General features: G+C 64.7%; 15 protein-coding genes. 12 read left to right on the top strand and 3 right to left on the bottom strand.

Going from position 1 to position 17926, the window contains the following annotated elements; all coding sequences use genetic code 11:
* The first annotated feature begins 49 nt into the window (after positions 1-49).
* Positions 50-1477: a sulfate adenylyltransferase subunit CysN gene (cysN, locus tag RSO41_RS17940; protein ID WP_315620630.1), complete on the top strand. Its 1428-nt coding sequence runs from the start codon at positions 50-52 to the stop codon at positions 1475-1477.
* Between the two features lie 108 nt (positions 1478-1585).
* Here cysN and cmoB read toward each other — a convergent pair whose 3' ends face one another.
* The gene (cmoB, locus tag RSO41_RS17935; protein ID WP_315620628.1) at positions 1586-2578 is read right to left on the bottom strand and encodes a tRNA 5-methoxyuridine(34)/uridine 5-oxyacetic acid(34) synthase CmoB; all 993 of its coding nucleotides are present in this window, start codon (positions 2576-2578) and stop codon (positions 1586-1588) included.
* Between the two features lie 2 nt (positions 2579-2580).
* A complete protein-coding gene (gene cmoA, locus RSO41_RS17930) occupies positions 2581-3324 on the bottom strand; it encodes a carboxy-S-adenosyl-L-methionine synthase CmoA (RefSeq protein WP_315620626.1) in 744 nt (247 codons plus the stop codon).
* Between the two features lie 86 nt (positions 3325-3410).
* Here cmoA and pgi point away from each other — a divergent pair, with 86 nt between their 5' ends.
* The 10 genes from pgi to leuA all read left to right on the top strand — a co-directional run bounded on the left by pgi (position 3411) and on the right by leuA (position 15923).
* Positions 3411-5096, top strand: coding sequence for a glucose-6-phosphate isomerase (gene pgi / locus RSO41_RS17925; protein ID WP_315620625.1), 1686 nt, complete (start codon positions 3411-3413; stop codon positions 5094-5096).
* Positions 5097-5163: 67 nt separating this feature from the next.
* The gene (locus RSO41_RS17920; RefSeq protein ID WP_315620624.1) at positions 5164-5778 is read left to right on the top strand and encodes a YqiA/YcfP family alpha/beta fold hydrolase; all 615 of its coding nucleotides are present in this window, start codon (positions 5164-5166) and stop codon (positions 5776-5778) included.
* Between the two features lie 126 nt (positions 5779-5904).
* Positions 5905-7785 carry a DNA topoisomerase IV subunit B gene (gene parE / locus RSO41_RS17915; protein WP_315620623.1) on the top strand — a complete coding sequence of 627 codons (1881 nt, stop codon included), beginning with the start codon at positions 5905-5907 and terminating at the stop codon, positions 7783-7785.
* 164 nt (positions 7786-7949) lie between these two features.
* The gene (parC, locus tag RSO41_RS17910; RefSeq protein ID WP_315620622.1) at positions 7950-10208 is read left to right on the top strand and encodes a DNA topoisomerase IV subunit A; all 2259 of its coding nucleotides are present in this window, start codon (positions 7950-7952) and stop codon (positions 10206-10208) included.
* Positions 10209-10328: 120 nt separating this feature from the next.
* Complete coding sequence (serB, locus tag RSO41_RS17905) at positions 10329-11540, top strand: phosphoserine phosphatase SerB (RefSeq protein WP_315620621.1); 1212 nt, start codon at positions 10329-10331, stop codon at positions 11538-11540.
* A gap of 10 nt (positions 11541-11550) precedes the next feature.
* Complete coding sequence (locus RSO41_RS17900; protein WP_315620620.1) at positions 11551-12411, top strand: ion transporter; 861 nt, start codon at positions 11551-11553, stop codon at positions 12409-12411.
* A gap of 80 nt (positions 12412-12491) precedes the next feature.
* Positions 12492-13535 (top strand): M4 family metallopeptidase, encoded by a 1044-nt coding sequence (locus tag RSO41_RS17895; protein ID WP_315620619.1) that lies wholly within the window; start codon positions 12492-12494, stop codon positions 13533-13535.
* Complete coding sequence (locus RSO41_RS17890) at positions 13532-13888, top strand: protealysin inhibitor emfourin (protein ID WP_315620618.1); 357 nt, start codon at positions 13532-13534, stop codon at positions 13886-13888. The genes RSO41_RS17895 and RSO41_RS17890 overlap by 4 nt, the downstream gene beginning before the upstream one ends.
* Positions 13889-14032: 144 nt before the next feature.
* Positions 14033-14185, top strand: a complete 153-nt coding sequence (locus tag RSO41_RS17885; protein ID WP_315620617.1) for a hypothetical protein — start codon at positions 14033-14035, stop codon at positions 14183-14185.
* 31 nt (positions 14186-14216) lie between these two features.
* Entirely contained in the window at positions 14217-15923 is a 1707-nt protein-coding gene (gene leuA, locus RSO41_RS17880; protein ID WP_315620614.1) for a 2-isopropylmalate synthase, read from the top strand.
* Between the two features lie 115 nt (positions 15924-16038).
* On the opposite strand, the gene epmB is transcribed toward leuA, so the two are convergent.
* Positions 16039-17064: an EF-P beta-lysylation protein EpmB gene (gene epmB / locus RSO41_RS17875; protein WP_315620613.1), complete on the bottom strand. Its 1026-nt coding sequence runs from the start codon at positions 17062-17064 to the stop codon at positions 16039-16041.
* Between the two features lie 108 nt (positions 17065-17172).
* On the opposite strand from epmB, the gene efp reads away from it, so the two are divergent.
* Complete coding sequence (gene efp / locus RSO41_RS17870; protein ID WP_315620612.1) at positions 17173-17739, top strand: elongation factor P; 567 nt, start codon at positions 17173-17175, stop codon at positions 17737-17739.
* Positions 17740-17926: the final 187 nt, after the last annotated feature.

The raw sequence follows: 17926 nt of genomic DNA, 5'->3' as shown, positions 1-17926 counted from the left end.
GGGTGACTTACAGCTTACGGCTTACAGCTTACAGCTATTAAGGTGTGTCATGGCACATGCATCGGAATTGATTGCAGACGACATCGAAGCGTATTTGAGAGAGCACGAGAACAAGGATCTGCTGCGCTTCATTACCTGCGGCAGCGTCGATGACGGCAAGTCGACCCTGATCGGTCGGTTGCTGCACGATTCCAAGATGATCTTCGACGACCAGTTGGCGGCGATCACCCAGGCGTCGAAGACCAGCGGGACCACCGGAGACGAGGTGGATCTGGCGCTGCTGGTGGATGGTTTGCAGTCCGAGCGGGAGCAGGGCATCACCATCGATGTGGCGTATCGCTTCTTCTCGACCGACAAGCGCAAATTCATCATCGCCGATACGCCGGGCCACGAGCAGTACACCCGCAACATGGCCACCGGCGCCTCGACGGCGGGGCTCGCGGTGATCCTGGTCGATGCGCGTCACGGCGTGCAGACCCAGACCCGGCGGCACAGTTTCATCGCCGACCTGGTCGGTATTCGCCATCTGGTCATCGCGGTCAACAAGATGGACCTGGTCGACTACAGCGAGGCGCGCTTCGAGGAGATCGTTGCCGAGTATCGCGCGTTCGCCGAGCAGCTCGGCGCCGAGAACATCCACTTCGTGCCGCTTTCGGCGCTGAAGGGCGATAACGTGGTCGACAGGAGCGCGTCGATGCCCTGGTACGAGGGACCGACGTTGCTGTCGTTGCTCGAGACCGTCGAGGTGCGCCGCGACCAGAACCTGAGCGATCTGCGCTTGCCGGTCCAGTACGTCAACCGGCCCAACCTGGACTTTCGAGGGTACGCCGGAACGCTGGAGGCGGGCATTCTACGCCCCGGACAGGCCGTGCGTGCGTTGCCCTCCGGCAAGTCTTCCAGGATCGAGCGTATCGTCACCTTCGACGGCGATCTCGAGGTCGCCTGGCCCGGTCAGGCGATCACCGTGACCCTGGAAGACGAGATCGACATTTCCCGCGGCGACTGGATCGTCGCCGAGGATGCCGAGGTGGTTCGTTCCAATGCCTTCGATGCCGATATCGTGTGGATGCACGAGCAGCCGCTCGAACCGGGACGGCAGGTCGACATTCGCCTTGCCGGGCGCTCCGTGGCGGGTCGAGTCGAGGCCATCGAGCATCAGGTCGACGTCAATACCCTGGCGCATCATCCGGCCGAGCGGCTCGAGCTCAACGCCATCGCGCGTTGCCGGGTGGCCCTGACCGAGGACATCGCCCTGGATGACTATGCGGTCAGCCCGGGCACGGGCAGCTTCATCGTCATCGACCGCCTGTCCAACGTCACCGTAGGCGCCGGCATGATCCGCGGTGCGGCCGAGGCGCAGGATACGACACCGGGCGAGGTCGACTGGGCCGGTTTCGAGGTCGAGCTCAATGCCCTGGTACGCAAGTACTTTCCGCATTGGGAAGCCAAGGATATCAGTCAGCTGTTGAATCGCTGATCGCCAGGTTAACAGCGCCCAGACAAGGCCGCATTGAGGCAGCCACCAGGGCCCCGTCGCGTCGGTTCGCGACGGGGCCCTGTGGTTGTATCGAGGCGTTCGAGTGGCTCAGGCGGGGCGATTGGCGACCATCACGGCGCGGCGTGGTGCGGGGTAACCCTCGCGGGTCCGGGTCGCATCGTCGGGATCGAGGAAGTCGGCCAGGGACTGGAAGGTCATCCAGTCGGTGGCACGCTGCTCGTCGAGGCGGGTGTCGGCTTCATCGACGACGCGGACGTTCTCGAAGCCGCAACGTTCGAGCCAGCCGACCAGTGCTGCGGAAGAGGGCAGGAAATAGACATTGGGCATGGCGGCGTAACGCTCGCCCGGCAGCAGCACCGTGGTGTCATCGCCGCGTACCACCAGGGTCTCGAGCACCAGTTCCCCGCCCGGCCGCAAGGCGGCCCTGAGCTGGGCCAGGTGTTCCAGCGGTGAAGGACGGTGATAGAGCACGCCCATGGAGAAGACGGTGTCGAAGGCGGCCAGGTCGTCGGGCACGTCTTCGATGCCTACCGGCAGGAAGTGGGTGCGCCCACCGTCGGCATCGCCGATGAAGTGACGTACGGCCTGGAACTGCCAGAAGAAACGTGGCGACGGGTCGATGACCAGCGTGAAGGCAGCACCGGCACCGGCCATGCGCCAGGCGTGATAACCGTTGCCACCGCCCACGTCGAGCACCCGGCGTCCGTGCAGCGGCGCCAGGTGGGGGGCGACACGCTGCCATTTCCAGTCGGAACGCCACTCGGTGTCGATGGTCACGTCGCCGAGCCGGTAGGGGCCCTTGCGCCAGGGCGACAGGGCACGCAGCAGGTTCTCGCACTGGCGGCGCCGGGCGTCGTCCAGCGCGCATTCCACCGTCACGCTGTCGGTGTCGAGCCTGACCCGGCGCGACTCGGGCAATGGCGGCAGCTTGGCGACGGCCTTCTCCCAGGCCGGCAGGTCGCCATGTCGCTTGCGGTCGAGCCCTCGGCCGAGCTGCTCGGGAAGCCGGGCCAGCCAGGTGTCCAGGCCCTGGTCGAGGAAGGCTTGATAGAGGGGGCGATGAACGTCGGGAATGCTCAACGTCAGGCCTCCTTGAAGGCGATCAGCGAGGCGAAGTTCAGGTACTGGAACCAGGTCAGCGAGTGGCTGAAACCGGCGCGTTCGAGCCGTGCATGATGCGCCGCCAGGGTATCCGGCACCAGGACGTTCTCCAGGGCGGTGCGCTTCTGGCTGATCTCCAGGTCGCTGTAGCCGTTGGCGCGCTTGAAGTCGTGATAGCGCTCGACCAGCCAGGCGTTGTCCTGCTCGTCGTCGGCGACGATCTTCTCGGACAGGATCAGTACGCCGCCTGGCTCCAGGGCCTCGAAGAGACGCGCGATCACGGCGTCGCGCTCCGCCGGGGCGAGAAACTGCAGGGTAAAGTTGAGCAGGATCATGCCCGAGGCTTCGTAGGTCTGGTGCCGGATATCGCCCTCGTGCACCGCCATGTCATGCTCGGGGCATTCCTCGCGCAGTGTCTGACGAGCGCGCTCGACCATCGTCGGCGAGAGGTCGACGCCGGTGTAGCGAAAGGCCTCCACCGGCAACTGGCCGGCCAGCGCCAGGCCCGCGGCACCCAGGGAGCAGCCCAGGTCATAGACGTGGCCGCCATGGCGCAGATGGCGGTGGGCGAGGGGGCCGAGCATGGCGAGAATCTGGCCATATCCCGGTACCGAGCGGCGGATCATGTCGGGGAAACAGGCCACCACGCGTTCGTCGAAGGAGAAACGCGCCACCCGGTCCAGGGGTGTCGAAAAGATGGCGTCACGGTAAGATGCGTCACTCATGGGCAGGTCGAGGCGTTGGGCTGGAAGCCCGCTATTCTACGCCTCCCTGCCTCGGGCTGCACGACAGGATCACCAGGAGGGCATCCATGAGCCAACCCCCCGTCGAACAGCGGGGTGCCTGGCGCGCCCTGGCCGAACATGCCGACGACATGGGCCGACGACACCTGCGCGAGCTCTTCGTCGAGCACCAGGGACGCTTCGCCGCTTTCAGCCGGTACGCTGCCGGCTTGACGCTCGATCTTTCCAAGCAGCGCTGGGACGAACGGACGCTGGCGTTGCTGCTGGCGCTGGCTCGTGACGCCGGCGTGCCGGAGGCCATTCGCGGCTTGCTGGCCGGCGAGCGTCTCAACCTCAGCGAGAATCGACCGGCCCTGCATACGGCGCTTCGCTTGCCGCCCGATGCCAGCCTCGAGGTGGAAGGCGAGGACCTGGTGGGCTCGGTGCACGAGACCCTGGATCGCATGGCGGGCATGGTCGAACGCTTCCACGCGGGCCAGTGGCGCGGTGCCACGGGAAAGCCCATTCGCGATGTGGTCAATCTCGGTGTCGGTGGCTCGGACCTCGGCCCCTTGATGGTCACCCACGCCCTGGCCGACTATCGGCCCGAAGGTATCCATCGCATCGATGTGCACTTCGCTTCGACCATGGACGGCTCGCAGCTCGCCGATTATCTGGCGCGGCTCAATCCCGAGACGACATTGTTCGTGTTGTCCTCGAAGTCCTTCACCACCATCGACACCCTGACCAATGCCCGTACCGCGCGGAACTGGCTGAAGGCCAGGCTGCTCGGCGGCGACCGGGAGGAGGGCGTCGACGAGTCGCTGGTCATGCGCCAGCACTTCATCGGCGTCTCGGCCAGCCCGGACAAGATGCGCGAATGGGGCATCGATGACGAACATCAGCTCGAGTTCTGGGAGTGGGTCGGCGGACGCTACTCCTTGTGGGGCGGCATCGGCCTGCCGATTGCCCTGGTGGTGGGCATGCAACATTTCCGCGAGCTTCTGGCCGGTGCCCACGACATGGATCGGCACTTCAGCGAGGCCGAGCTGGGCGACAATCTGCCCGTGTTGCTGGCGCTGGCGGGGATCTGGAACGTCAACTTCCTGGATATCCGGGCGCACTCCATCCTGCCCTATGACGGACGCCTCGAGTATTTTGCCGCCTACCTCGAGCAACTCGAGATGGAGTCCAACGGCAAGTCGGTCAATCACGATGGCGAGCCGGTGGGCTACTCCACCTGCCCGGTGCTGTGGGGGCAGCTCGGCCCGAATGCCCAGCATGCCTTCTATCAGCTGTTGCACCAGGGCACGCAGTCCGTGGAGTGCGACTTCATCGCGCCCCGGGTGCGCTATGATGACGTGGCCGATCCGGCGACACGCGACCACCTGATGAGCCAGCATCGCCTGACGCTGGCCAATTGCTTTGCCCAGTCCCGGGCCCTGATGCTGGGCGATGCGGCGCTCGAGGAAGAGGGGCCGCGTCCCGGCCACAAGCGTTATGCCGGCAACCAGCCTTCCAGTACGCTGCTGCTGGATCGTCTGACGCCGCGCACTCTGGGGGCCCTGGTCGCGCTGTATGAGCACAAGGTCTTCGTCCAGGCAACTATCTGGGACATCAATCCCTTCGACCAATGGGGCGTGGAGCTCGGCAAGACGCTGGCCGGCGAGACGCGACGTATCCTCGAGCACGAGAGCGGACTCGGGGGAATGGACGACTCCACCCGGGGCCTCATTCAGGCCGTCTGGGCGGCTGAATCACGGGAGCCGAGTTGAGGCGGCGGGGCGTCATCGAGATGGTAGTGCTGGCCATATATACAGGGGTTCGGGTATGCTGAGTGCCATGCGATCGCCAAAGCCAGCCAGTGGTGTACTCTATCTGCATGGTTTCAACAGTGGCAGCGCCTCCCCGAAGGCGGCGCTGATGCGCGCGGCCTGCGAGCGGCTGTCACTGCCCTGCGCGACGCCGCAGTTGTCGCATCGACCCGAACAAGCGCTGGCGGAGGCCGAAGCATGCCTGGACGAGCTGGGCAGGGCGCCCATGGTAGTGGGCAGTTCGATGGGCGGTTTCCTGGCGACGCTGATCGCCGAGCGACACGACCTTCCGGCAGCCCTGATCAATCCGGCCGTAGCCCCGGCTCGGTTGGTGGTGTCCTGGGTCGGAGAAGCCTTCGTCAATCCCTACAGCGGCGAGCGTTTCCGGGTCGAGGAGGCACACCGCCGCGCCCTGGAGGCGTTGACCCCCGAGCGAGTCAGGCCCCGGCGCTACCTGCTGTTGCTGGGCACGGCCGACGAGACCCTGGACGCCCGAGATGCCTGGGCATTCTATCGGGGCGCGGCAAGTATCCTGCATCCCGCAGGCGACCATGGGTTTTCCGCCCTGGCCGACTATCTGCCGGCGATCCTGGCCCATGGCGGCCATGCGCTGCCGTCGGGGACGGTGGCGACGCAGTGTTGAATGATGGTGTCGGGACGCCGGGCGGGGCGGGCGAGACACGATCGAGCATTCATGGACACGCATTCACGGAAAGGACAGCCCGCATTCAGGGGAGAATCGAATGACCGTAACCAGTCTGGGTGATGCATGACACAGTACAGCGCCAGTTCGATCGAGGTGCTTGCCGGGCTCGAGCCCGTACGCAAGCGTCCCGGCATGTACACCGATACGTCTCGCCCCAACCATCTGATTCAGGAAGTCATCGACAACAGTGTCGACGAGGCGCTGGGCGGCCATGCCAAGGCCATCGCCGTGCGCTTGTTCGATGATGGCGGCGTCGAGGTCAGTGACGATGGGCGCGGGATGCCGATCGATATCCATCCCGAACATGGCGTTTCCGGGATCGAGCTGATCATGACCAAGCTGCATGCCGGCGGGAAGTTTTCGGCATCCAGCTATCGCTTTTCCGGGGGGTTGCACGGTGTCGGGGTTTCAGTGGTGAATGCCTTGTCCCGGCGTCTCGAGGTGGAAGTCGTCAAGGGTGGCAGCCGCCATCACATGGCCTTCGAGCATGGCGATCGGGCCTCCGACCTGACAGTGATCGGCTCTGCCGCAAAGCGTGCCACGGGCACCCTGGTACGCTTCTGGCCCGAGGCAAGCTATTTCGACTCGCCGAAGCTGTCGCTGACGCGGCTCAAGCATTTGCTGCGGGCCAAGGCGGTGCTCTGCCCGGGGCTTCAAGTGACACTCGTCGAGGCCGATGGAACCGAGAACGTCTGGCAGTTCGAGGATGGCCTGCGCGATTACCTGGCCCAGGCCACCGATGGGTTCGAGGTGTTGCCGGCGTCGCCCTTCGTCGGGCATTTCGCCGATGACGAGCAGGCGGTGGACTGGGCCATCCAGTGGCTTCCCGAGGGCGGCGAGCCCTTGCTCGAGAGCTACGTCAATCTGATTCCCACGCCCCTGGGCGGGACGCACGTGAATGGCCTGCGGGCCGGCATGCTGGAGGCCCTGCGAGAGTTCTGCGAGTACCGCAGCCTGTTGCCGCGCGGGGTCAAGCTGACCGCCGAGGACCTCTGGGAACGGGTGTCCTATGTGTTGTCGGTGAAGATGCTGGAGCCGCAGTTCGCCGGCCAGACCAAGGAGCGCCTGTCGTCGCGTACCGTGGCCGGTTTCGTGTCGGGGGTGGTCAAGGATGCCTTCTCGCTGTGGCTCAACCATCACGTTGATCAGGGCGAGGCGCTCGCCGAGCTGGTGATCAGCGCTGCTCAGCGTCGCCAGAAGAGCGCCAGGAAGGTGGCGCGCAAGAAGGTGACCTCCGGCCCGGCACTGCCCGGCAAGCTGGCCGATTGCAGTGGTCAGGACCCGGCGGGTAGCGAACTCTTCCTGGTCGAGGGCGACTCGGCCGGCGGCAGCGCCAAACAGGCACGCCAGCGCGAAACCCAGGCGATCCTGCCGTTGCGCGGCAAGATCCTCAATACCTGGGAAGTCGAGGCCCACGACATCTACGGTTCCCAGGAGGTCCATGATATCGCCGTGGCCATCGGCATGGAGCCGGGCAGCGACGATCTCTCCAAGCTGCGCTACCACAAGATCTGCATCCTGGCCGACGCCGATTCCGACGGTCTGCACATCGCGACCCTGCTGTGCGCGCTCTTCGTGCGCCACTTTCCGGCGCTGGTCGATGCTGGCCATGTCTTCGTGGCGATGCCGCCGCTGTATCGTATCGACCTCGGCAAGGAGGTGTTCTACGCCCTGGACGAGAGCGAGAAGGCGGCCATTCTGCGTCGACTCGAGGGCAAGCGGGGCACGCCCAATGTTCAGCGTTTCAAGGGGCTCGGCGAGATGAGTCCGCTGCAACTGCGCGAGACTACCATGGCGGCCGAGACCCGACGCCTGGTGCAACTGACCCGCGAAGTCGGCGACGGTACCCTCGAGATGATGGACATGCTGCTGGCCAAGAAACGCGCCTCCGACCGCAAGAGCTGGCTGGAAGACTACGGCAACCTCGCGGAGATAGAGGTCTGACCCGGCTTCGCCGGGAGCTGTAAGCCATAAGCTTTAAGCTGTAAGTCACCCCATGAACACCGGTTTTTCTTACAGCTTACGGCTTAAAGCTTACAGCTCATCACAGCAGTTGAAGAGGGCGCAGTCCTCGATGACTCCACAAGTGTGAACAAGGCCACCGTGCTATGAGTATGGATATCCAGGTGGCGGAGGGTGACGTCGAACGTCTGTCCCTTCGCGAGTATACCGAGAAGGCGTATCTCGATTATTCGATGTACGTCATCCTCGACCGGGCGCTGCCGCACATCGGCGATGGGATGAAGCCGGTACAGCGGCGCATCGTCTATGCCATGCGCGAGCTGGCGCTCAGTGCCAATGCCAAGTACAAGAAGTCGGCGCGTACCGTCGGCGACGTGCTGGGCAAGTTCCATCCCCACGGTGACAGTGCCTGCTACGAGGCCATGGTGCTGATGGCCCAGTCATTCAGTTATCGCTATCCGCTGGTGGATGGGCAGGGCAACTGGGGCAGCCCCGACGACCCCAAGTCCTTTGCCGCCATGCGCTACACCGAGGCGCGGTTGTCGAAGTTCGCCGAGGTGTTGCTCAGCGAGCTCGGCCAGGGCACCGTCGATTGGGCACCCAATTTCGACGGCACCATGAACGAGCCGGTGGTACTGCCTGCCCGTCTGCCTCATGTGCTGCTCAACGGGGGGACCGGCATTGCCGTGGGCATGGCCACCGATATCCCGCCGCACAACGTGGGCGACGTCGTCGAGGCGACTTGCCATCTGTTGCGCCAACCCGAGGCGACCACCACCGACCTGATGGCCTATCTGCCCGGGCCGGATTTTCCCTCCGAAGCCGAGATCATCACGCCGGCCTCCGACCTGCGGAAGATCTACGAGAGCGGCCGGGGTTCGGTGAAGGTGCGGGCTCGCTTCGTGCGGGAAGAGAGCAATGTGGTGATCACCGCCCTGCCTTATCAAGTAAGCGGTGCCAAGGTGCTGGAACAGATCGCCGCCCAGATGCAGGCCAAGAAGCTGCCGATGGTCGCCGACCTGCGTGATGAATCTACCCACGAGGAGCCGACGCGGCTGGTGATCGAGCCGCGGTCCAACCGGGTGGATGTCGAATCGCTGATGGCACACCTGTTCGCCACCACCGATCTCGAGAAGAATATCCGCGTCAACATGAACGTGATCGGCCTGGACGGTCGCCCCCGGGTGCTGTCGCTGGCCGGGCTGCTCGGCGAGTGGCTGGACTTCCGGCGCAGCACGGTGAGGCGGCGCCTCGAGCACCGCCTCGGCAAGGTGGAGGACCGGCTGCATATTCTCGAGGGGCTGCTGGCCGCCTACCTCAACATCGATGAGGTGATCCGCATCATCCGTGAAGAGGATGAGCCCAAGCCTGCGCTCATCGAGGCCTTCGGCCTCAGCGAACGCCAGGCCGAGGCGATCCTCGAGCTGCGCCTGCGTCACCTGGCCAAGCTCGAGGAGATGAAGATCCGTGGCGAGCAGGACGAGCTGGAGGAAGAGCGTAAGCACCTGAAGGAGCTGCTCGGCAACGAGGCAGCCCTGACCGATCTTATCGAGCGCGAGCTGCGTGCCGCCGCCGAGGAGTACGGGGATCCGCGTCGTGCGCCGATGGTCGAGCGCGAGGAAGCCCGGGCCCTGTCCGAGGTGGAACTCGTGGGTGCCGATCCCGTCACGGTCGTGCTCTCCGAAAAGGGCTGGATCCGCAGCGCCAAGGGGCATGACATCGATCCTGCTGGACTGTCCTACAAGGCCGGCGACCGTTTCGCGCTGGCCGCCCGGGGCAAGACCAACCAGCCCCTGGTGCTGCTCGATGACACCGGGCGTGCCTATACTCTGACGGCCCACAACCTGCCCAGTGCGCGCAGCCAGGGCGAGCCGGTCACCGGCCGGGTCAATGTGGCGGCCGGTGCCCACATGGCTGGCGTGATGCTGGCGCCGCCCACGACGCGCTATCTGCTGGCCTCTGACGGTGGCTATGGCTTCATCGCGCCGCTCGAGGCGTTGACCGGCAAGAACAAGGCGGGCAAGGGCGTACTCTCGGTGCCCAGAGGCTGCAATGTGCTGGCTCCGGCGATGGTCCCCGAAGGCGAGGGGATCAGCGTGGCGGCGGTGTCCAACGAGGGGCGCCTGCTGGTCTTTCCCCTCGATCAGTTGCCCGAAATGGCCAAGGGCAAGGGCAACAAGATGATCGATATCCCCGGCGCCCGAGCCGCCCGTCGTGAAGAATTCCTGCGCGACCTGGCGCTGCTGGGCTCCGGACAGGGCCTGGTGGTGCATGCCGGAAAGCGCAAGTTGACGCTCAAGGCCAGCGAACTCGATTACTATCGGGGAGAGCGTGGCCGGCGCGGCAGCAAGCTGCCGAGAGGGCTCCAGAAGGTCGACCGACTCGCCCCTGACGGGGAGCTGTAAGCCAAACAGGCTTAGCCTGAAGCTGTAAGCTTTAAGCCGTAAGCTGTAAGAAAAACATGCCTATCATGGGGTTACTTACAGCTTATAGCTTACGGCTTACAGCTCATCAAAGAGGTTGTCATGACACGACGAGTTTTGATTCGCGCGACCGGCAGTGCCCGCCCCGGTCAACTGGCGGGGCTGGGCCGGGCCTTGGCGAGAAGTGGTGCTCGGCTTCTGGACATCAACCAGAGCGTGACCTTCGGGATCATGTCCCTGGAGGCGCTGGTGGGGCTGGATCGCGAGGCCGATCTCGAAGGCGCTCTGTCGGCGGCGGGGGATGAGCTGGGGCTGGATGTCCAAGCGATCCAGGTCAGTGCCGAGGACTACCACCGCTGGAGCCTGCAGGCCGGCCAGCCGCGGCTGATCATGACGTTGCTGGCCCCGCATCTGCCGGCCGGCATCCTGGCGGAAGTTGGAGCGCTGACTGCCGAACAGGGGCTGACCGTGGAGTTGATCCACCGGCTGTCTGGACGTGAACCCCTCGATGGCGCAATGCCGCAACACGGTGCCTGCGTCGAGTGCTGGCTGCGTGGTGACGACGTGGATATCGAGGCATTGCGCGAGAAGGCCCTGGCGTTGGGCGCGATTCATGGCATCGATATCGCCCTGCAGGAAGATTCCATCTGGCGTCGGCATCGCCGCCTGGTGTGCTTCGACATGGATTCGACGCTGATCCAGACCGAAGTGATCGACGAGCTGGCGCGTCGCCATGGCGTTTTCGACGAGGTGGCGGAGGTCACCGAGCGTGCCATGCGCGGGGAGCTGGATTTCCGGCAGAGCTTCCGAGAGCGCATGGCGAAGCTCCGTGGCCTCGATGAGTCGGTGCTGGCCGACATCGCCGAACAACTGCCGTTGATGGACGGTGTGGAACGCCTGATGCGTCACCTCAAGCGGCTCGGTTATCGCACCGCCATTCTCTCCGGTGGTTTTACCTACTTTGCCGAGCATCTCCAGCAACGGCTCGGTTTCGATGAGATACACGCCAATGAACTGGTGATCGAGAACGGCAAGGTGACCGGCGAAGTCCGTGAGCCGATCGTCGACGCTGACCGCAAGGCCGCGCTGCTCCACGAGATCGCCGAGCGCGAGGGCCTGGCCATGGAGCAGACCATTGCCGTCGGCGATGGTGCCAATGACCTCAAGATGCTGGCCGCCGCCGGCCTGGGCATCGCCTTTCGCGCCAAGCCGCTGGTGCGGCAGCAGGCCAGTCAGAGTATCTCGACGCTCGGCCTGGACGCCGTGCTTTACCTGATCGGTTATCGGCAGGTGGACCTGGAAGCGCAAGGGTGAGAGGACTAGCGTGAGTACGTACATACTGGCCTGGCGCGACCGCTTCGAGCGCATTCGGTCGAACAAGCTCTTCGAGGCGGTGGTCATTGCCATCATCGTCGTTTCGGCCTTGTTGATCGGTGCCAAGACCTACGAGGAAACCAGCCGTTTTCACTATTGGCTGCTGGCGATGGACCTGGCGGTCACGGTGTTCTTTCTGGTGGAAATCCTGATCCGCATGGCGGCGGAGAGGCGTCTGCGTGACTTCTTCAAACAGGGCTGGAACGTCTTCGACTTTCTGATCGTCACGGCGAGCCTGATTCCGATGGGTGAGTCGGACATGGTCCTGTTGGCGCGGCTGCTGCGGATATTCCGGGTGCTCCGGCTGGTCTCGATGATCCCTGAGTTGCGCATGCTGATGACGGCGCTCGTCAAGTCGATCCCGCGCATGGGCTACGTGGCCTTGCTGATGTTCATCATCTTCTATATTTACGCCGCCATCGGCAGCTTCCTGTTTGCCGAGGTCGACGACTACCTCTGGGGCAATATCGCCGTCGCCATGCTGACGCTGTTTCGCATCGCGACTTTCGAAGACTGGACCGACATCATGTATGCCACTCAAGAGGACTTTGCCTGGAGCTGGCTGTATTACCTGACCTTCATCTTCCTCACCGCCTTCATCTTCCTGAACATGATGATTGGCATCGTGCTGGACGTGATGCAGAAGGAAAGCGTGGCGATCGAGCTGGAAAGCGGCGAAGGCGAAGCGGCCGAGATGCAGGGGCTGCGTGGTGATGTGCGCGAATTGCATGATCAGGTGGCGCGGCTGGAAACCCTGTTGACCCAACAGAGCGGGAACTCGCCATCCCGCAGGCAGACGGACGAGTCCTGACCTTTCATGGAACGGATCCGGCCGGGTGGTCCTCCAAGAACCAGTGTCCCAGGCCGGATGAACCGCCAAGGAGGAGTGATATGAGGACTGACCGACACCCGCCGATTCGCCCCTTTCTGCCTCCCTACCTGCTCGAGCGCCTTGCCGGCTCGAGCGACGCCAGGCAGCGTGATCGCGCCTATCGGACGCTCCATGACGACCGGGGATTCCGTGCCAGGGCCGGCCGTATCGTGCGACCGGACGGCAGTCCTCGACGCGGTGAACCCGTGCGGCATGTGCATTCCGCGCACCAGACCCGCGACTTGCCCGGCGAACGGGTTCGTAGCGAAGGCGCGGCGGCCAGCGGCGACCCCGCCGTGGACGAGGCCTACCGAGGCCTGGGCGCGACCTATGCACTGTACTGGGAAGCGTTCCAGCGCCACTCTCTGGACGATCGCGGGATGGCGTTGCTGGCCACCGTGCATTATGGCCAGGAGTACGAGAATGCCTTCTGGGATGGCCAGCAGATGGTATTCGGCGATGGGGACGGCGAGCTCTTCAACCGGTTCACCATCGCGCTGGACATCATCGCCCACGAACTGACTCATGGCGTGATCCAGCACGAGGCGGCACTGGTCTATGCGGATCAGGCCGGCGCCCTGAACGAATCTCTGGCGGACGTGTTCGGCAGCCTCGTCAAACAGCATCGACAGGGGCAGGACGTCGAGAGCGCCGATTGGTTGATCGGCGAGGGCCTCTTCACCGAACGGGTCGAGGGGCGCGCGCTGCGTTCCATGGCCGCACCGGGTACCGCCTACGACGATCCGCTCCTCGGCCGTGATCCACAGCCGGGGCACATGCGGGATTTCGTCGAGACCCGCGACGACAATGGCGGGGTGCACATCAACTCGGGGATCCCCAATCGGGCCTTCCATCTCGCCGCCATGACGCTGGGTGGGCATGCCTGGGAAGAAGCGGGGCGGGTCTGGTACGACACACTCGTCGACGAACGCCTGGCCCGGACCAGTGACTTTGCGGCTTTCGCCGAGCTGACCCTGGACAATGCCGGTCGGCGTTTCGGCACCGACGGTCGTGTGGCACATGCGGTGCGGGAGGCCTGGCGCGAGTCAGGCGTGCTGTCGTGAGAGCAGACGATGTTGCCCCGCGCTTGACCGCCGCCAGTGTGCTGAGGCTGAGTCGCGAGGGAGGCGTGGCGCACATGCCGGGACTGGCCCGTCCGCGCTGGATTCGCTGTGATCGTTGCAGCGAAGCGCAGCGTGCCGAACTGCAGGCGCTGCTGGACGAGGCGGTGCGGTGTGGGGAGCGCCGGATGCCGGGTGTCGACCGGCGTTTGCTGCACCTGTGGGTTGAAGAGGGCGGCGAGGCGCCGGTCTGGACCCTGAGCGTCGCCGAGGACACCGTGCCCGAGACCTTGCTGCGCTGGTGGCGACTCGCCGCCAGTGATCCATTTTCGTCAGATGAAGCGGGCCCCGCTTGACACCGGGCACGAGTCCTGATTTTCTAGAGGTATGAACACGACATCGTACAACCTCGTTCTCGACCTACGACTACTAGCCCGCCGCTGAGCGCGCCGGGCGATGCTGTCTGCATCGCTGTTGTTTCGTCGAATCGAGGTTGTCACATGTCCCGCACCGCCAATGCCATTCCCATGAACATCGCCGCCGCCCGTGTCGTACGCGCCGCCCGACCGGTCTGCGGGGTCGCGATGATCATGACCGAATACTTCGACGACGCCCCGTCTGCCTTCCGGCAGGCGGGGCGTCGCCGTTTCTGACGCCACAAACCGTGCCTGGGAGAACGCCGCCATGATGCTCGATAACCCCTCCGTCAAGTACCGCCCCTTTGTGGCCGTCGATCTGCCCGATCGGCAGTGGCCGAGCCGGCGCATCGAGGCGCCGCCCCAGTGGTGTGCCGTCGACCTGCGCGACGGCAACCAGGCGCTGATCGATCCCATGGACCAGGAGCGCAAGCAGCGCCTGTTCGATCTGCTGGTGAAGATCGGCTTCAAGCAGATCGAGGTTGGCTTCCCCTCGGCCTCCCAGACCGATTTCGACTTCGTGCGCTCGCTGATCGAGGATGACAAGGTGCCGGATGACGTCACCATCCAGGTGCTCACCCAGGCCCGCCCGCACCTGATCGACCGCACCTTCGAGGCGCTCAAGGGCGCAAAGAACGCCATCGTTCACGTCTACAACGCCACCGATCCGGTGTTCCGCCGCGTGGTGTTCAACGTCAGCCAGCCCGAGTGCATCCAGATCGCCGTGGACGCCACCACCCGCATCCGCGAGCACATGGTGGCCGCACCGGAGACGAACTGGACCTTCCAGTATTCCCCGGAGCTGTTCTCCACCACCGAGATGGACTTCGCGGTGGAGATCGTCGACGCCGTGGAGGCCACCTATGGCGCCAGCGCCGACAAGCCGATGATCGTCAACCTGCCGGCCACCGTGGAGTGCGCCACGCCCAATAACTATGCCGACCAGATCGAGTGGTTCTGCCGCCATGTTGCCAAACGCGACCACCTGATCGTCAGTGTGCATCCGCACAACGACCGCGGCACCGGTGTGGCTGCCGCCGAACTCGCGGTGATGGCGGGCGCCGACCGGATCGAGGGTTGCCTGTTCGGTAACGGCGAGCGCACCGGCAACGTCGATCTGGTCACCCTGGCCATGAATCTCTACACCCAGGGCGTGCATCCGCAGCTCGACTTCTCCAACATCACGCCGATCATGCGCGAGGTGGAGTACTGCAACCAACTGCCGGTGCACCCGCGCCATCCCTATGTGGGCGACCTGGTATTCACCGCCTTTTCCGGCTCCCACCAGGACGCCATCAAGAAGGGCATGGCCGAGCGCCGCGAGAACCCGGACAGCGTCTGGGCGGTGCCTTACCTGCCCATCGACCCGCTGGACGTGGGACGCAGCTACGAGGCGGTGATCCGCGTCAACAGCCAGTCGGGCAAGGGCGGGGTCTCCTACCTGCTGGAAGAGGAGCACGGCATCGAACTGCCGCGCCGGTTGTCCATCGAATTCAGCCAGGTGGTGCAGGAAGTCGCTGATCGGCTGGGCAAGGAGATCACCTCCGAGATGATCTACCAGGCCTTCCGCGACGAATACCTGGCAAAGGACCGGCCCTTCGCCCTGGCCAGTCACCGCATGTCCTCGGAGCCTGATAGCCCGGTGGTGAACCTCGAGGCGACCATCGAGGAGGGCGGTGTACGGCGGACCATTCAGGGGCAAGGCAACGGGCCGCTGGCCGCCTTCATCAAGTCGCTGGCCGCCGAAGGACACGACGTGGAAATCATCGATTACCACGAGCACTCCCGGGGGCAAGGGGCGGATGCCGAGGCAATCGCCTATGTCGAGGTGCGCATCAACGGCGAAGCCGTGTTCGGCGTCGGCACCGACGAGAGCATTACCAGTGCCTCCATCAAGGGGGTGCTGAGCGCCATCAACCGGCAACTCTCCACCGAAGCACCGGCACCCAACGTCACGGCCGCCACCCTCGCCTGACCGGCTACGCCGGGCTCGGGAGCTGTAAGCGGTAAGCTGTAAGCCGTAAGTAAAAAAACCCCCAAGGCCTCGTGCCCTGGGGGTTTTCTTATGGCTTACAGCTTAAAGCTTACGGCTATAGCGGGGTCTTGCTGGCCTCGCCGGGCACTTCGCGCACCAGCGTCGGCATCAGGAAGCCGGGGAGTCGTGTCCTGAGTTCGGCGACCAGGGCGCGGGCCGCGTCGTCGGGCACGTCGAAGTGGGCGGCGCCGGCCACCGGGTCGAGCACGTGCAGGTAGTAGGGAAGGATACCGGCCTCGAACAGCCGCTCGGAGAGCGCGGCCAGCGACGCGACATCGTCGTTGACGCCGTGCAGCAGCACGCTCTGGTTGAGCAGTGTCACGCCCGCTGCCTGCAGTCGTCGGCACGCCTCGACCACTGCCTCGTCGATTTCCTGGGCGTGATTGATGTGCAGCACCATGACCTTCTGCAGCCGCGTGCTGCCCAGCCAGTCGAGCAGGGCGCCATCGATGCGGTCGGGGATCACCACCGGCAGTCGGGTATGGAGGCGCAACCGCTTGAGGTGGGGAATGGCCTCCAGGCGTTCCACCAGCCAGGCAAGCTGGCGATCACTGGCCGCCAGCGGGTCGCCGCCGGAGAGAATCGCCTCATGGATCGAGGTGTCGTCGCGCAGGTAGGCGAGCGTTTCTTCCCACTGGGCCCGTGAAGGCGCGTTCTCCTCGTAGGGGAAGTGGCGTCGGAAACAGTAGCGGCAGTTCACCGCACAGGCAGGGCTCGCGATCAGCAGCACTCGGCCGGCGTACTTGTGGATCAAACCACGCCGCGGGGTTTGATCGGCTTCCTCGAGGGGGTCGGCCACGTAGCCCGGCGCGGCCTCGGCCTCCTCGCCGAGTGGCAGCACCTGGCGTAGCAGCGGGTCGTGCGGGTCGCCGGGGCGAATGCGGGCGAGATAGGCCTCGGGCACTCGCACCTCGAACAGCGCATGGCCGGTCTCGGCGCCGGGCTGCCAGGCGGGCGCGAGTCCCAGGCGCCGGCATAGCGCCTGCGGGTCGCGGATCGCACCGGCGAGCTGCGACTGCCAGGCGCCGGGGGACGGTGTCGAGGCCTGGCGCTGCAAAGGGATAGGGCTTCGGGTTATCATGCGCGGCACCAGTCGATACGTGCGAGGGATAGGCCCTCGAGACATGTCTCTTGCTTGTGCGCGCCCTCGACCCCGGTCGGCGGCGCGCTCGAATATGGGTAAAACATCATGGCGAACTATTCTACCAACGAATTCAAGGGCGGTCTGAAGGTCATGCTGGATGGTGACCCCTGTGCCATCCTCGAGAACGACTACGTCAAGCCGGGCAAGGGCCAGGCCTTCAACCGCGTCAAGCTGCGCAACCTGATGACCGGCCGCGTCTGGGAGCGTACCTTCAAGTCAGGCGAATCCCTGGAAGGCGCCGATGTCCTCGAGCTGGACATGGAGTACCTCTATACCGACGGCGACATGTGGTACTTCATGCTCAATGACGGTTCCTTCGAGCAGTATCCGGTGGAGCGGAAGGCCCTTGGCGAGACCGAAAAGTGGCTCAAGGAGCAGGTGGTCTATACCGTGACCCTGTGGAATGACAACGTCATCAACGTGACCCCGCCGAACTTCATCGAGCTCGAGGTGACCGAGACCGATCCCGGTCTCAAGGGCGACACCGCCCAGGGTGGCTCCAAGCCGGCCACCCTGTCCTCCGGTGCCGTGGTCCGCGTGCCGCTGTTCATCAACGAGGGAGAAGTGCTGAAGGTGGATACGCGGACGGGCGAGTATGTCTCCCGCGCTTGAGCCGGGCTTTGCCCGTCCCGGCTTTGCCGGGAGCTGTAACCGGGCTTCGCCCGGAGCTGTAAGCCGTAAGCTATAAGCGGTAAGAACCCCCTGGACCCGAAAAGGACTGGGGGTATGCTGCCTACGAGCTACGAGCTACGAGCTACGAGCTACGAGCTACGAGCTACGAGCTACGAGCTACGAGCTA

The sequence above is a fragment of the Halomonas sp. I1 genome, from assembly GCF_032334135.1.
Taxonomy (GTDB): domain Bacteria; phylum Pseudomonadota; class Gammaproteobacteria; order Pseudomonadales; family Halomonadaceae; genus Halomonas.
This window is presented reverse-complemented; position numbering and strand designations above follow the sequence as displayed.

Excerpts from the sequence above, each read along its gene's own strand:
- cysN (WP_315620630.1), top strand. The coding sequence starts at position 50 with ATGGCACATGCATCGGAATTGATTGCAGACGACATCGAAGCGTATTTG.
- cmoA (WP_315620626.1), bottom strand. The coding sequence starts at position 3,324 with ATGAGTGACGCATCTTACCGTGACGCCATCTTTTCGACACCCCTGGAC.
- pgi (WP_315620625.1), top strand. The coding sequence starts at position 3,411 with ATGAGCCAACCCCCCGTCGAACAGCGGGGTGCCTGGCGCGCCCTGGCC.
- RSO41_RS17920 (WP_315620624.1), top strand. The coding sequence starts at position 5,164 with ATGCGATCGCCAAAGCCAGCCAGTGGTGTACTCTATCTGCATGGTTTC.
- parE (WP_315620623.1), top strand. The coding sequence starts at position 5,905 with ATGACACAGTACAGCGCCAGTTCGATCGAGGTGCTTGCCGGGCTCGAG.
- parC (WP_315620622.1), top strand. The coding sequence starts at position 7,950 with ATGAGTATGGATATCCAGGTGGCGGAGGGTGACGTCGAACGTCTGTCC.
- serB (WP_315620621.1), top strand. The coding sequence starts at position 10,329 with ATGACACGACGAGTTTTGATTCGCGCGACCGGCAGTGCCCGCCCCGGT.
- RSO41_RS17895 (WP_315620619.1), top strand. The coding sequence starts at position 12,492 with ATGAGGACTGACCGACACCCGCCGATTCGCCCCTTTCTGCCTCCCTAC.
- RSO41_RS17885 (WP_315620617.1), top strand. The coding sequence starts at position 14,033 with ATGTCCCGCACCGCCAATGCCATTCCCATGAACATCGCCGCCGCCCGT.
- leuA (WP_315620614.1), top strand. The coding sequence starts at position 14,217 with ATGATGCTCGATAACCCCTCCGTCAAGTACCGCCCCTTTGTGGCCGTC.
- epmB (WP_315620613.1), bottom strand. The coding sequence starts at position 17,064 with ATGATAACCCGAAGCCCTATCCCTTTGCAGCGCCAGGCCTCGACACCG.
- efp (WP_315620612.1), top strand. The coding sequence starts at position 17,173 with ATGGCGAACTATTCTACCAACGAATTCAAGGGCGGTCTGAAGGTCATG.